General features: G+C 71.5%; 16 protein-coding genes and 1 riboswitch. Of the genes, 7 read left to right on the top strand and 9 right to left on the bottom strand.

What is annotated here, in order from left to right:
- Positions 1-13 precede the first annotated feature (13 nt).
- From ACF1G2_RS10140 to ACF1G2_RS10115, 6 genes are all read right to left on the bottom strand, one after another.
- Positions 14-856: a hypothetical protein gene (locus tag ACF1G2_RS10140; RefSeq protein WP_391797834.1), complete on the bottom strand. Its 843-nt coding sequence runs from the start codon at positions 854-856 to the stop codon at positions 14-16.
- 55 nt (positions 857-911) lie between these two features.
- Positions 912-1,829: a methylenetetrahydrofolate reductase [NAD(P)H] gene (gene metF, locus ACF1G2_RS10135; protein WP_391797833.1), complete on the bottom strand. Its 918-nt coding sequence runs from the start codon at positions 1,827-1,829 to the stop codon at positions 912-914.
- Between the two features lie 135 nt (positions 1,830-1,964).
- Complete coding sequence (thiE, locus tag ACF1G2_RS10130) at positions 1,965-2,612, bottom strand: thiamine phosphate synthase (RefSeq protein WP_391797832.1); 648 nt, start codon at positions 2,610-2,612, stop codon at positions 1,965-1,967.
- Between the two features lie 84 nt (positions 2,613-2,696).
- Positions 2,697-3,062: an Rv2175c family DNA-binding protein gene (locus ACF1G2_RS10125; protein WP_391797831.1), complete on the bottom strand. Its 366-nt coding sequence runs from the start codon at positions 3,060-3,062 to the stop codon at positions 2,697-2,699.
- A gap of 42 nt (positions 3,063-3,104) precedes the next feature.
- Positions 3,105-4,319 (bottom strand): NAD(P)/FAD-dependent oxidoreductase, encoded by a 1,215-nt coding sequence (locus ACF1G2_RS10120; RefSeq protein WP_391797830.1) that lies wholly within the window; start codon positions 4,317-4,319, stop codon positions 3,105-3,107.
- 28 nt (positions 4,320-4,347) lie between these two features.
- Complete coding sequence (locus ACF1G2_RS10115) at positions 4,348-4,743, bottom strand: hypothetical protein (RefSeq protein ID WP_391797829.1); 396 nt, start codon at positions 4,741-4,743, stop codon at positions 4,348-4,350.
- Positions 4,744-4,794: 51 nt separating this feature from the next.
- A riboswitch (TPP riboswitch) is annotated at positions 4,795-4,907 on the top strand.
- Here ACF1G2_RS10115 and thiO point away from each other — a divergent pair.
- From thiO to ACF1G2_RS10085, 6 genes are all read left to right on the top strand, one after another.
- Entirely contained in the window at positions 4,905-6,071 is a 1,167-nt protein-coding gene (gene thiO / locus ACF1G2_RS10110; protein ID WP_391797828.1) for a glycine oxidase ThiO, read from the top strand. (Overlaps the previous riboswitch by 3 nt.)
- Positions 6,068-6,316 carry a sulfur carrier protein ThiS gene (gene thiS, locus ACF1G2_RS10105; protein WP_391797827.1) on the top strand — a complete coding sequence of 83 codons (249 nt, stop codon included), beginning with the start codon at positions 6,068-6,070 and terminating at the stop codon, positions 6,314-6,316. The genes thiO and thiS overlap by 4 nt, the downstream gene beginning before the upstream one ends.
- Positions 6,317-6,321: 5 nt before the next feature.
- Positions 6,322-7,116 (top strand): thiazole synthase, encoded by a 795-nt coding sequence (locus ACF1G2_RS10100; protein ID WP_391797826.1) that lies wholly within the window; start codon positions 6,322-6,324, stop codon positions 7,114-7,116.
- Positions 7,117-7,197: 81 nt separating this feature from the next.
- Positions 7,198-9,114 carry a Stk1 family PASTA domain-containing Ser/Thr kinase gene (gene pknB / locus ACF1G2_RS10095; protein ID WP_391797825.1) on the top strand — a complete coding sequence of 639 codons (1,917 nt, stop codon included), beginning with the start codon at positions 7,198-7,200 and terminating at the stop codon, positions 9,112-9,114.
- 6 nt (positions 9,115-9,120) lie between these two features.
- A complete protein-coding gene (locus tag ACF1G2_RS10090; RefSeq protein ID WP_391797824.1) occupies positions 9,121-9,972 on the top strand; it encodes a deoxyribonuclease IV in 852 nt (283 codons plus the stop codon).
- A gap of 76 nt (positions 9,973-10,048) precedes the next feature.
- Positions 10,049-10,567: a DUF4396 domain-containing protein gene (locus tag ACF1G2_RS10085; RefSeq protein ID WP_391797823.1), complete on the top strand. Its 519-nt coding sequence runs from the start codon at positions 10,049-10,051 to the stop codon at positions 10,565-10,567.
- A gap of 19 nt (positions 10,568-10,586) precedes the next feature.
- Here ACF1G2_RS10085 and ACF1G2_RS10080 read toward each other — a convergent pair whose 3' ends face one another.
- Positions 10,587-11,219 carry a sulfite oxidase-like oxidoreductase gene (locus ACF1G2_RS10080; protein WP_383221387.1) on the bottom strand — a complete coding sequence of 211 codons (633 nt, stop codon included), beginning with the start codon at positions 11,217-11,219 and terminating at the stop codon, positions 10,587-10,589.
- A 176-nt stretch (positions 11,220-11,395) separates the two neighbouring features.
- On the opposite strand from ACF1G2_RS10080, the gene bfr reads away from it, so the two are divergent.
- Complete coding sequence (bfr, locus tag ACF1G2_RS10075; RefSeq protein ID WP_352191833.1) at positions 11,396-11,872, top strand: bacterioferritin; 477 nt, start codon at positions 11,396-11,398, stop codon at positions 11,870-11,872.
- A gap of 7 nt (positions 11,873-11,879) precedes the next feature.
- Here the strand turns inward: bfr and ACF1G2_RS10070 are convergent, their stop codons facing one another.
- Together ACF1G2_RS10070 and ACF1G2_RS10065 are read right to left on the bottom strand one after the other, a co-directional pair.
- Positions 11,880-12,140: a bacterioferritin-associated ferredoxin gene (locus ACF1G2_RS10070; RefSeq protein WP_391797822.1), complete on the bottom strand. Its 261-nt coding sequence runs from the start codon at positions 12,138-12,140 to the stop codon at positions 11,880-11,882.
- A gap of 122 nt (positions 12,141-12,262) precedes the next feature.
- Positions 12,263-13,615 (bottom strand): class II 3-deoxy-7-phosphoheptulonate synthase, encoded by a 1,353-nt coding sequence (locus tag ACF1G2_RS10065; RefSeq protein WP_391797821.1) that lies wholly within the window; start codon positions 13,613-13,615, stop codon positions 12,263-12,265.
- Positions 13,616-13,637: the final 22 nt, after the last annotated feature.

Here is a 13,637-nt window from a genome sequence, read left to right as displayed (position 1 = left end):
CCGCCTGACACTCCTAGTACCGGTACTGCTGGTCGTTGTTGTACGGCTCGTAGCTCTCGTATCCCTGCTGCGGCGGCTGCGCGGGCTGCTCGCCGTCGCGCTGCTGGGGCACCCAGACGCCGCCGGGCGGCGTGTCGTAGCCGTACGAGGGGGCGTACGGGTCCGCGTAGGGCTGCTGCCGGCCGTCCGTGCCGTAGTCGTACCCGGCGTACTGCTGGCCGTCCGCGGTCGGGCCGATGTACGGGTCCGAGTAGGTGGCGTACTGCTGCTGGCCGGTGCCGTAGTCGTAGGCGGGCTGCGCGTAGCCGGGCTGCTCCTCGTAGCCGCCGGGCTGCTGGGCGTAGCCCGGTGCGCCCTGCGTGCCGTAGCCGTCGTACTCCCCGTAGGCGTGCTGCGGCGCCTCGGCGGGTGCCTGGGAGTGGTCGTACGAGGTGTCGTACACGCCGTACTGGCCGGTGTCCTCGGGCATCGGCTGGGGCTCGTAGACGGCGGTGGTCTCGGCGGGGGACGGGTCGGCCTGCTCGTAGGAGAGGTCGCTGACCTCCAGGGTGGGGCCGGCCTCGACGGGCGCGCCGGACTTGCGCCGCCGGCTCGCGCCGGGGCTGCCTCCGATCGCCCACCCGGTGGAGAAGCCGCGCCGGAACGAGAGGGTCACGTAGGTCTGGCCGACGGCGAAGGCCACCGCGCCCACGATGATCACCGCGACGGACGGCATCAGCACGCCGAGGACGACTCCGAGGAAGCCGCAGAAGGCGAGCACACGCCAGCGCAGCCTCGCCTTGTACTGCAGGAGCACCTCGCCCAGCAGCCACAACGCGACGACACCGAACGCGATGTAGAGGACCGTCCACCCCATGCCCGCCCCTCTCCTACCTACGGCCACCGCCGCGGGTCTGGGGCGGGTACGCCGGTCACGACTGCACGTGCAGTCCGAGATTCTCGTAGATCTCCAGCGTCGCGGTGGAGTTGTTCAGCGTGATGAAGTGCAGTCCGGGGACACCCTCGGAGAGCAGACGCGCGCAGAACTCCGTCGCGAACTCGATGCCCATGGAGCGTACAGCGGCCGGATCGTCCTTGACGGCGAGGATGCGGTCTTTCACATGGGCGGGGAAGGTCGCGTTGCTCAGCTGGGGCAGCCGGTCGAGGGTCTTCACGTTCACAACGGGCATGACTTCGGGGATGATCGGCGTCTCGCAGCCGGCCTTCGCCGCGCTGTCGCGCAACCGCAGATAGTTCTCGGGGTCGAAGAACATCTGGGTGATGGCGTAGTCCGCGCCGGCCCGGCACTTGTCCACGAAGTGACGGATGTCCGTGTCCCAGTCGGTGGAGCGCGGGTGCATCTCGGGGAAGGCCGCGACGCCGACGCAGAAGTCGCCGGACTCCTTGATCAGCCGGACCAGGTCGGCGGCGTACCGGACGCCCTCGGGGTGCTCGATCCACTCCCCCAGCGGGTCGCCCGGCGGGTCGCCGCGCAGGGCGAGCATGTTGCGGATGCCGGCGTCGGCGTACTGGCCCAGGACGTTGCGCAGCTCGGCGATCGAGTGGTCGACGGCGGTGAGGTGGGCGACGGGGGTGAGGGTGGTGTCGCCGGCGATCTTCTGGGTGGCCTTGACGGTGCCGCCGCGGGTGGAGCCGCCGGCTCCGTAGGTCACGGAGACGAAGCTGGGGCCGACCGCCTCGACCCGTCGCAGGGCGTTCCAGAGGCTTCGCTCGCCCTTCTCGGTCCTGGGCGCGTAGAACTCGAAGGAGTACGAAGGCCCGCCGGAGGCGAGGATGTCGCGGACCGTTCGCGCGCGGTCCGAGCGGGTGGAAGCGGTACCAAGGGCCATACCGGCAGGTTAGACGGGGTGCCACGGCCGACGAAGCAGCGTCCGAGTAATGGACACGATTTTGGACATCGCCCAGCGGACGGGTGGGCCTCTCGGACGTTACGACAAACCGGACGGTGAGGGCCGGGGCGTCGGCTAGAGGCGCTCGCGGACCCGCTTGGCCAGCCGGGAGGCGGCCGCGGCCGGGTCGTCGGCCTCGGTGATCGCCCGGACGACCACGATCCGGCGCGCTCCGGCGTCCAGGACCTCGTCCAGGTTGGTCTCGTCGATCCCGCCGATGGCGAACCAGGGCCGGTCCTGCTCCAGGGCGGCCGCGTGGCGCACGAGGCCGAGGCCGGGGGCGTACCGCCCGGGCTTGGTGGGGGTGGGCCAGCAGGGGCCGGTGCAGAAGTAGTCCACGCCGGGCTCGGCCACGGCCGCGTCCACCTCGGACTCGGCGTGGCAGGACCGTCCGATGAGGATCTCCTCGCCGAGGATCGCGCGGGCGGCGGGCACCGGGAGGTCGCCCTGGCCCAGGTGCAGCACGTCGGAGCCGATGGCGTGGGCGACGTCGGCCCGGTCGTTCACGGAGAGCAGCGTGCCGTGGCGACGGCAGGCCTCGGCGAACACGGCGAGGTGCTCCAGCTCCTCGCCGGCCTCCATGCCCTTGTCGCGCAGCTGCACGATGTCCACGCCGGAGGAGAGCACGGCGTCGAGGAACGCGGGCAGGTCGCCCTGGCGCCGGCGGGCGTCCGTACAGAGGTAGAGCCGGGCGTCGGCGAGCTGCGCGCGAGACGTGGACATGGGTGCTTCCCCCCGTTGAGTGCGGTGACCCCGGGGGCCGGGCGGACCCGGCCCCCGGGGACTCCTTGTGGTGTCTTCGGTGCGTCAGACGGCGAGCGCCTGGGCGCGGCGCTTCACCTCCGTGCCGCGATTCTCGCTGAGGGCCTGCGCGGGCGTGCCCGGCAGGGTCGGGTCGGGAGTGAAAAGCCACTCCAGCATCTCTTCGTCGGAGAAGCCGTCGTCCCTCAGGAGGGTCAGGGTCCCGGAGAGCCCCTTGACCACCTTGTCGCCGTCGATGAAGGCGGCGGGCACCTGGAGCGCCTTGTTCTCGCCGCGGCGCACGGCGATGAGCTGGCCCTCCTTGACCAGCTGCCGCACGCGCGTCACCTCGACGTCGAGCATTTCCGCGATGTCGGGGAGGTAGAGCCAGGCGGGGACGAGAGCATCGGTCTTTGCGTCAATCTCGGTCACGGGACAAGCCTGCCATCCCGGACTGACAGCCGGTAGTCGGGCCTACAGGACTGCCGCCTTCAGGGGGACGGTGGAGTCGGCGGCGCGCTCCGGGTCGAGCCGCGCGCCGGACTCGATCAGCTTGCGCCCCTGGGCCAGGTCGCGGGGGCGGCCGACGGCGAGCAGGGCCACCAGGGCGCCGTCGCGCAGCCACAGCGCGGACCAGGAGGGCTCGGCCGGATCCCCTCGGTGGACCAGTTCGGAGTCTCCGGCGTGATGTCCGGCGTACTGCACGAAGCGGCCGAACTGCTCGGACCAGAAGTACGGCACCGGGTCGTATACCCCGGGGGTCTCGCCGATGATGTCGGCCGCGACGGTACGGGGGCCCTGGAGCGCGTTGTCCCAGTGGTGGACCAGGAGCCGGGCGCCGTAGCGGGCGGAGGGGAACGAGGCGCAGTCGCCGACGGCGTACACGTCGGGCAGCGAGGTGCGCAGCCGGTCGTCGGCGGTGACGGAGCCGTCGGCGTCGAGGGCGATGCCGGAGCCGGCGAGCCAGCGGGTGGCGGGCCGGGCGCCGATGCCGACGACGACCGCGTCGGCGGGCAGCCGCCGGCCGTCGGCCAGGTGCACCGTGCCGGGCTCGATCCGGTCCACGCGCGCGTGGGTGAGGAGTTGGGCGCCGCTCTCCTCGTACCAGCGGGCCATCGGGGCGGAGACCTCGACGGGCAGCGCACCGGCGAGCGGGCGGTCGGCGGCCTCGACGACGGTGACCGCGCAGCCCGCCTCGCGGGCGGCGGTGGCGAACTCGGCGCCGATCCAGCCGGCGCCGACCACCACGATGTCGTGCCGCCGCTCCAGGACGGGCTTGAGTCGGGCGGCGTCGTCGAGGGTGCGGAGCAGATGGACCCCGGGCACGCCCTCGGTGCCGGGGAGGGTGACGGGTTCGGCGCCGGTGGCGACGACCAGGACGTCGTACGGGACGGGCCCGGCCTCGGTGTCGACCTCGTGGGCGCCGGCCCGCAGCCCGGTCACGTCGAGGCCGAGGCGCAGTTCGATGGCGAGCGCCTCGAAGTCGACGTCGAAGGCGGAGTCCTCGGCCTTGCCGAGGAGGACCGCCTTGGAGAGGGGCGGGCGGTCGTAGGGCTGGTGGGGCTCGGCCCCGATGAGGGTGACCGCGCCGGTGAAGCCCTGCTCGCGCAGGGCGACGGCGGTCTGCACCCCCGCCATCCCGGCGCCCACGACGACGACCCGCTGCTGTGCCTGCTTCTGCTCGCTCACCCGATCACCTTACGTATCTGACGCACCATCAGGAAGGCCGCTGCTCCACGACACTGGTGCCGGAGCCCTCCTGGGACTCCCATGCCCAGCTCTCCTCCAGTCGAACGCGGCCGTCGGGCAGCTCCACGACGGTGGAGACGCAATGCCCGGAAGAGGTCGATCCGTCCCTCTTCAACTGCACGTAACGGAAGTCGAGCCGGTCCCCCGCGCGCGTGCCGACGAGATTCCCGCGGACCACGTCCCCGCCCGCGTACTCGGCCCAGATCCGGCCGTCCTCCTCGTGGTACGTGAACTTGGTGCGCGTCCCGACCTGGCCGGGCGCCTGGTCGGCGACGGGGACGAGGACGAGTCCGTCGAGAGACGGAGAGGCCGGGGCGGAGCCCGTCGGTCCAGGGTGGTGGCGGGAGACGGGAGGGCGGGTCACGGAGGCTCCCTTACTGGGCGTCGGGGGCGGGGGTTACGCTGACCGTCAACGTAGAGCACTCGCGGGAGCCCGGACGCACCGGGCTGAGAGGGAGGCTGACCGGCCTCCGACCGTACGAACCTGATCCGGGTCATGCCGGCGAAGGGAGGGGCTGGACGCCCATGTCGCGTACACGCAGTACCTCGGACGTTCTCGTCGTCGGAGGCGGAATCATCGGCCTGGTCACGGCCTGGCGGGCCGCGCAGCGCGGGCTGGGCGCCGCGGTCGTGGACCCCGAACCGGGCGGCGGGGCCGCCCGGGTGGCGGCCGGGATGCTGGCCGCCGTCACCGAACTCCACTACGGCGAGGAGACGCTGCTCGCCCTCAACCTCGCCTCCGCGCGCCGCTATCCGGAGTTCGTCGCCGAACTCCGGGACACCACGGGGCAGGACGTCGGCTACCGCGCCTCCGGCACGCTCGCCGTCGCCCTCGACGCCGACGACCGGGCGCATCTGCGCGAGCTGCACGCCCTGCAGATCCGCTGCGGCCTGGAGTCGGAGTGGCTCAGCGGGCGCGACTGCCGGCGTCTGGAGCCGATGCTGGCGCCGGGCGTGCGCGGCGGGCTCCGGGTCGACGGCGACCACCAGGTCGATCCGCGCCGGCTCGCCGCCGCGCTGGTCACCGCCTGCGAGCGGGCCGGGGTGGTCTTCCACCTGGACCTCGCCGAGCGGCTGACGGTCGTACGGGACCGGGCCACGGGCGTGGTGCTCACGGACGGCTCCGAGCTCACCGCGGAGCAGGTCGTGCTGGCCGCGGGCAGCCTCAGCGGGCGGCTCGCCGGCGTGCCGCGGGACGTCCTGCCTCCCGTACGCCCGGTGAAGGGTCAGGTGCTGCGGCTCACCGTGCCGCCCGCGTTCGCCCCGTTCCTGTCCCGGACCGTCCGCGCCGTCGTCCGCGGCAGCCACGTCTATCTGGTGCCCCGCGAGAGCGGGGAGCTGGTGGTCGGCGCGACCAGCGAGGAGCTGGGCTGGGACACCACCGTCACGGCGGGCGGGGTCTACGAGCTGCTCCGGGACGCCCACGAGCTGGTACCCGGACTCACCGAGCTGCCGCTCACCGAGACGCTGGCGGGTCTGCGGCCCGCCTCCCCCGACAACGCGCCCCTGCTCGGCCCGACCGCGCTGCCCGGCCTCCAGCTGGCCACCGGGCACTACCGCAACGGGGTCCTGCTCACGCCGGTCACCGGCGACGTCATGGCCGAGCTGCTCACCACGGGCGTGCTCCCGGACGAGGCCCGCCCCTTCACTCCCCGCCGCTTCTCCCCCGTACGACAGGAGCAGCCCGCATGAACGTCTCGACGAACAGCCCGACCGGCACGTCGGCGAACGGCCCGGCGAACGTCTCCGTCAACGGCGAGGCGCGTGTCCTCGCCGGGCCCACCACCCTCGACGTGCTGGTGGCGACGCTGACGGCCGCGCCGTCGGGCGTGGCCGCGGCGGTCAACGAGAGCGTCGTGCCGCGCAGCCAGTGGTCCGCGACCGTCCTCGTCGAGGGCGACCGGGTCGAGATCCTCACCGCCGTGCAGGGAGGCTGAGCGCCGTGTCCGACGACACCTTCCTCCTCGGCGGTACGGAGTTCTCCTCGCGGCTGATCATGGGAACCGGCGGGGCGCCCAGCCTCGACGTGCTCGAACGCTCGCTGGCCGTCAGCGGCACCGAGCTGACGACCGTCGCCATGCGCCGTCTGGACCCGACCGTCCAGGGCTCGGTCCTGTCCGTCCTGAACCGGCTCTCGATCCGCGTCCTGCCGAACACCGCGGGCTGCTACACGGCGGGCGAGGCCGTCCTCACCGCCCGCCTGGCCCGGGAGGCGCTCGGTACCGACTGGATCAAGCTGGAGGTCATCGCCGACGAGCGGACCCTGCTGCCGGACCCCGTCGAGACGCTGGAAGCGGCGGAGACGCTGGTGGACGACGGCTTCACCGTCCTGCCGTACACCAGCGACGACCCGGTCCTCGCACGGAAGCTGGAGGACGTGGGCTGCGCGGCGGTCATGCCGCTCGGCTCGCCGATCGGTTCCGGGCTCGGTATCCGCAACCCGCACAACTTCGAGCTGATCGTGGAGTCCGCGGGCGTGCCGGTGATCCTGGACGCGGGGGCCGGAACCGCCTCGGACGTGGCGCAGGCGATGGAGCTGGGGTGCTCGGCGGTCATGCTCGCCTCCGCGGTGACACGGGCCCAGGACCCGGTCCTGATGGCGGAGGGCATGCGCCACGCGGTGGAGGCGGGCCGGCTGGCCCACCGGGCGGGCCGCATCCCCCGGCGCCACTTCGCCCGGGCCTCCTCCCCCACGGACGGCCGGGGCGCCCTGGACCCGGAGCGCCCGGCGTTCTGACACGGGGCCGCACGTCACAGCTGTGCTGCGGTCGGGGGCGGTGGAGGCGGGTGGTGCTCGGCGGCTCGTAAACTCGGGGCCGTGGACACGACCCTTCAGGACCCTCTCGTCGGGCAGCTGCTCGACGGCCGCTACCGCGTCGACGCGCGCATCGCCGTCGGCGGGATGGCCACGGTCTACCGGGCCGTCGACATCCGCCTCGACCGGGTGCTCGCGCTCAAGGTGATGCACCCGGCCCTCGCCTCCGACGCCACGTTCGTCGAGCGCTTCATCCGCGAGGCCAAGTCCGTCGCCCGGCTCTCCCACCCCAACGTCGTCGGGGTCTTCGACCAGGGCGCGGACGGCGCGTACGTCTACCTCGCCATGGAGTACGTGGCCGGGTGCACCCTCCGCGACGTGCTGCGCGAGCGCGGGGCGCTCCAGCCGCGCGCCGCGCTCGACGTCCTGGAGCCGGTGCTCGCCGCGCTGGGTGCCGCGCACCGGGCCGGGTTCGTCCACCGTGACATGAAGCCCGAGAACGTCCTCATAGGGGACGACGGCCGGGTGAAGGTCGCCGACTTCGGTCTCGTCCGCGCGGTCGGCTCGGCCACGAACACCACCGGCTCCGTCCTCGGCACCGTCTCGTACCTGGCCCCGGAGCAGATCGAGCACGGCACCGCCGACACCCGCGCCGACGTGTACGCCTGTGGTGTCGTCCTGTACGAGATGCTGACGGGCGGCAAGCCGCACTCCGGGGACACCCCCGCCCAGGTCCTCTACCAGCACCTGAACACCGACGTGCCCGCCCCCTCGGCGGCCGTCCCCGGCCTCGCCCTGGAGCTGGACGAGCTCGTGGCGAGCGCCACCGCCCGCAACCCCGACATCCGCCCGCACGACGCCGTCGCGCTCCTCGCGCAGGCCCGTGAGGCCCGGGCCACGCTCCGGGACGAGCAGCTGGACGCGGTCCCGCCGCAGGCCCACCCCGAGGACCGGACCGGCTCCGAGGACCGGACCAGCGTGATCCCCCGGATCCTGCCCGTGGAGACCGAGACCGAGCAGCCGGTGCAGCACACCAGCCGGCTGACCATGCCGCCGCCCGAGCCTCCGTCGCGACGCCGGAACCCCGCTGGTCCGCCCCGTGGGCCGCTCCTCGTCGTCGCCGCCGTTCTGCTCGTCCTGGGGCTCGGCGGCGGCGTCTGGTACATCAACTCCGGCCAGTTCACGCGGGTGCCCGCCGTCCTCGGCCAGACCGAGAGCGAGGCGACCGGGCGCCTCACGGACGCGGGGCTGGACGTCGGCACGACGAAGCGGGCGTTCAGCGAGGTGTACGAGCGCGGCACGGTCATGGCCACCGACCCCGCCTCCGGCGCGCGGATCCGAGGCAACGGCACGGTCACCCTGACCATCTCCCGGGGTCCCGAGATCGTGAAGGTCCCGAACCTGAAGGGGAAGCCGCTGGCGGAGGCCAAGCGGCTCCTGGCGAAGGAGGGTCTGGCCCCCGGCGTGATCACCAGCGCCTTCAGCGAGGACGTCGCGCAGGGCGCCGTGATCGGCTCCGACCCCGAGCCCGGCACCGAGCGCAGCCCGGACTCAGCCGTCGCGCTCACGGTCAGCAAGGGCAGCCCCGTCGACGTGCCCGACGTGGCCGGCGAGTCGGTGGCCGACGCCACCCGCACGCTCCAGGACGCCGGTCTCAGCGTGCGGGTCGCGACCGAGCAGATCCACTCCTCCGAGGAGGCGGGCACGGTGGCGGCGCAGTCGCTCGCCGAGGGCAGCCGTGCCGCGAAGGGCGACCGGATCGTCCTGACCGTCTCCAAGGGCCCCCGGATGATCGAGGTCCCCGACGTGACGGGCGAGTCGGCCGACGCGGCGCGGCAGGCCCTGGAGGGGGCGGGCTTCGAGGTGAAGGTCGAGAAGACCTTCCCCTTCCTCGGGGACACCGTCTCGGGCCAGTCGGTCGACGGCGGCTCCACCGCCCCCGAGGGCTCCACCATCACGATCACGATCAAGGGACTGTAAGAACTCATGCGCAACCCCGTCGGCGGCCATGTCCCCGTGGCCGGCGGCCTCGCCACGGTGGGTCTCGGCTACGCCCGCGAGCTGGGCGCCGAGACCGTCCAGGTCTTCGTCGCCAACCCCCGGGGCTGGGCGACCCCCGTGGGCAACCCGCGGCAGGACGAGCTGTTCCGCGCCGCGTGCGAGGCGGAGTCCCTGTCGGCCTGGGTCCACGCCCCGTACCTGATCAACTTCGGCTCCCACACCGAGGCCACCGTCGACCGGTCGGTGGAGTCGCTGCGGCACTCGCTGCGCCGGGGCCGGGAGATCGGCGCGAAGGGCGTGGTGGTGCACACCGGATCGGCGACCGGAGGCCGCCCTCGCGCGGAGGCGCTGGCGCAGGTACGGGAGCGGATGCGGCCTCTGCTGGACGAGCTGACGCACCCGGACGACCCGTTCCTGCTGCTGGAGTCGACGGCGGGGCAGGGCTTCTCGCTCTGCTCGCGGGCGGAGGACTTCGGCCCGTACTTCGACGCGCTCGACCGCCACCCGAAGCTCGGGATCTGCCTCGACACCTGCCACATCTTCGCGGCGGGCCACGATCTGACCGGCCCGCACGGCATGGCGCAGACGCTCGACCAGCTGGTCGCGACCGTGGGCGAGGGACGGCTGAAACTGATCCACGCCAACGACTCCAAGGACGTCGTCGGCGCGCACAAGGACCGGCACGCGAACATCGGGGCCGGCCATATCGGCGAAGAGCCGTTCCGCGAGCTGATGCGGCACCACGCGACCGAGGGCGTACCTCTGATCATCGAGACGCCGGGCGGCAAGGAAGGGCATGCGGCGGACGTGGAGAGGCTGAAGAAGCTCCGGGGGTGAGGCGTTGAGGAATACCCCTAGGGGGTATACGGTTCCTGTGTAGCAACAGGAACCGCCACCGGTCGTTGGGGGACCCATGGAGCACCACGAAGCGCACGCGCATCACCACGCCACCTCTCACGAGGGCCACCACGCCCACGAGGGCCACGGCCCCGGCAAGGCCAGCTGGTCCATGGCGATGAAGGCGACCCTCCACTGCCTCACCGGATGCGCCGTCGGCGAGGTCCTCGGCATGATCATCGGCACCGCGCTCGGCTGGGGCAACGCCCCGACGATGGTCCTCGCCATCGCCCTGGCCTTCTTCTTCGGCTACTCGCTCACCCTGTGGGCGGTCGTCCGCGCCGGCCTGAGCCTGAAGGCGGCCGTCGGTGTCGCGCTCGCCGCCGACACCCTCTCGATCCTCGTCATGGAGATCGTCGACAACGGAGTCCTGCTCCTGGTCCCGGGAGCGATGGACGCGCATCTCTCGGACGCGCTGTTCTGGGGCGCCCTCGCCTTCGCCTTCCTCATCGCCTTCCTGATCACCACACCCGTCAACAAGTGGATGATCGGCCGCGGCAAGGGCCACGCGGTGGTGCACCGGTACCACCACTGAGCCGTCCGGCCCGGGGCGCCTAGAGCTCCGGGCCGTCGCCCGGCTCCTCCTGGTACGAGTACCGCTGTTCCTTCCAGGGGTCGCCGATGTTGTGATAGCCGCGCTCCTCCCAGAAGCCCCGGCGATCGGCGGTCATGTACTCCACGCCCCGGACCCACTTGGGCCCCTTCCAGGCGTAGAGGTGCGGGACGACGAGCCGCAGCGGGAAGCCGTGCTCGGCGGTGAGCAGCTCACCGTCCTTGTGGGTGGCGAAGATGGTGCCCTCGGCGGCGAAGTCGGCCAGCCGCATGTTCGCGCTGAAGCCGTACTCGGCCCAGACCATCACATGCGTGACACCGGGGGCAGGCGGGGCCAGCTCCAGGATCGTCCGGGCGGGCACGCCACCCCATTCGGCCCCGAGCATGCTGAATTTCGTGACGCAGTGCAGATCGGCCACGACCGTCGAGAACGGGAGCGCCGAGAACTCCTCGTGGTTCCAGCACCGCTTGTCGCCGTCCGCCGTCGCCCCGAAGACCCGGAACTCCCAGCGGTCCGGCTTGAACTTGGGGACGGGGCCGTAATGGGTGACCGGCCAGCCGCGCTGCAGCCGCTGTCCCGGCGGAAGATCCGACTGCTCTGCTTCCCGGCGTACTCCGCTCTCCGGCTGACCCATGTCATCCATGGTGACAGACCGCGAGGGGTGGTCATGACCAGGCAACCTCGCACGCGCGCACGATTCGGGGCAAGTCCCACTAAGCCTCCACTTACTGGACGCCCCCCATCCGTGGTGCAAGGATGCGGCCATCCTGCCCAGTCACGACCCAGACATGCGTGGAAGGAGCCTCTGCGATGCAGGGCGACCCCGAGGTCCTCGAGTTCCTCAACGAGCAGCTGACCGGCGAGCTGACGGCCATCAACCAGTACTGGCTGCACTACCGCATCCAGGACAACAAGGGCTGGGCGAAACTCGCCAAGTACACCCGCGAAGAGTCCATCGACGAGATGAAGCACGCGGACAAGCTGACCGAGCGCATCCTGATGCTGGACGGCCTGCCCAACTACCAGCGGCTCTTCCATGTGCGGGTCGGTCAGACGGTGACCGAGATGTTCAAGGCGGACCGCCAGGTGGAGGTCGAGGCGATCGACCGCCTCAAGCGCGGCATCGAGGTCATGCGGGCCAAGGGGGACATCACCTCGGCCAACCTCTTCGAGGAGATCCTGGCCGACGAGGAGCACCACATCGACTACCTCGACACCCAGCTGGAGCTGATCGAGAGCCTGGGCGAGGCGCTCTACATCTCGACGCTGATCGAGCAGCCGAGCTGAGGCAGGCCTAGGCCGCCTCAGGCAGGTCCTGCAGATCCTCGGGGTCCGAGACCGAGGTCAGCGCCGGCAGCCCCTGGTCCAGGAGCTCCCGCCGCGGGCAGTTGCCGCGCCCGAGAATGGCCTGAATACGTCGTACGCACGAACCGCAGTCGGTTCCGGCCTTGCAGGCCGAGGCGATCTGGCGAGGCGTGCAGGCGCCCGCGTCCGCGTGCTCCTGGACCTGCTTCTCCGTGACACCGAAGCATGAGCATACGTACACGCGGTTCACCTCCTGCCGAGATCGATAAGGCTAACCTAACCTTACCCGGCGCTCACGAGGCTCAAAAGCCCTCCCGACGACGATGGGGCGCGGATCACATGGATCCGCGCCCCATCGTCGTACGAAGCTACTTACTGATCGCGGTACATCTCCGCCACCAGGAACGCCAGGTCCAGGGACTGGCTCCGGTTCAGTCGCGGGTCGCAGGCCGTCTCGTAGCGCTGGTGCAGGTCGTCGACGAAGATCTCGTCGCCGCCGCCCACGCACTCGGTGACGTCGTCACCGGTGAGCTCGACATGGATGCCGCCCGGGTGCGTACCGAGGCTCTTGTGGACCTCGAAGAAGCCCTTGACCTCGTCGAGCACGTCGTCGAAGCGCCGGGTCTTGTGGCCGGAGGCCGCCTCGAAGGTGTTGCCGTGCATCGGGTCGGTGACCCAGGCGACGGTCGCGCCCGAGGCGGTGACCTTCTCGACCAGCTCCGGAAGCTTGTCCCGGACCTTGTCGGCGCCCATGCGGACGATGAAGGTGAGCCGGCCGGGCTCGCGCTCCGGGTCGAGCCGGTCGATGTACGTCAGCGCGTCGTCGACCGTGGTCGTCGGGCCGAGCTTGATGCCGATCGGGTTCGCGATCTGCGAGGCGAACTCGATGTGGGCGTGGTCCAGCTGGCGGGTGCGCTCACCGATCCAGACCATGTGGCCGGAGGTGTTATACAGCTTGCCGGTACGCGAGTCCGTACGGGTGAGGGCGCCCTCGTAGTCGAGCAGCAGCGCCTCGTGGGAGGCGTAGAACTCGACGGCCTTGAACTCGGCCGGGTCGGTGCCGCAGGCCTTCATGAAGTTCAGCGCGTTGTCGATCTCGCGCGCCAGCTGCTCGTAGCGCTGACCCGAGGGGGACGACTTCACGAAGTCCTGGTTCCAGGCGTGTACCTGGCGCAGGTCGGCGTAGCCACCGGTCGTGAAGGCGCGCACCAGGTTGAGCGTGGAGGCGGACGCGTTGTACATCCGCTTCAGACGCTCGGGGTCCGGGACGCGGGCCTTCTCGTTGAAGTCGAAGCCGTTGACCGAGTCGCCGCGGTACGTCGGCAGGGTCACGCCGTCGCGGGTCTCGGTCCCCTTGGAGCGGGGCTTGGAGTACTGCCCGGCGATCCGGCCGACCTTGACGACGGGCACGGAGGCCGCGTACGTCAGGACGGCGCTCATCTGGAGCAGCGTCTTGAGCTTGGCACGGATGTGGTCGGCGGACACGGCGTCGAAGGCCTCGGCGCAGTCGCCGCCCTGGAGCAGGAACGCCTCGCCACGGGCGACGGCTCCCATGCGGGCGCGCAGCTGATCGCACTCGCCCGCGAAGACGAGCGGCGGATACGACTCGAGGTCCGCGATCACATCGCGCAGAGCCTCGGCATCGGGGTACTCGGGCTGCTGCGCCGCGGGAAGGTCTCGCCAGGTGTTGCCACCGGTTGCGGTGGTCTTAGCGTTCACGGTCACAACCACCACATTACGGTGTCCG

This window comes from Streptomyces sp. NPDC013457, assembly GCF_043089925.1.
In the GTDB taxonomy this organism is placed as follows: domain Bacteria; phylum Actinomycetota; class Actinomycetes; order Streptomycetales; family Streptomycetaceae; genus Streptomyces.
This window is presented reverse-complemented; position numbering and strand designations above follow the sequence as displayed.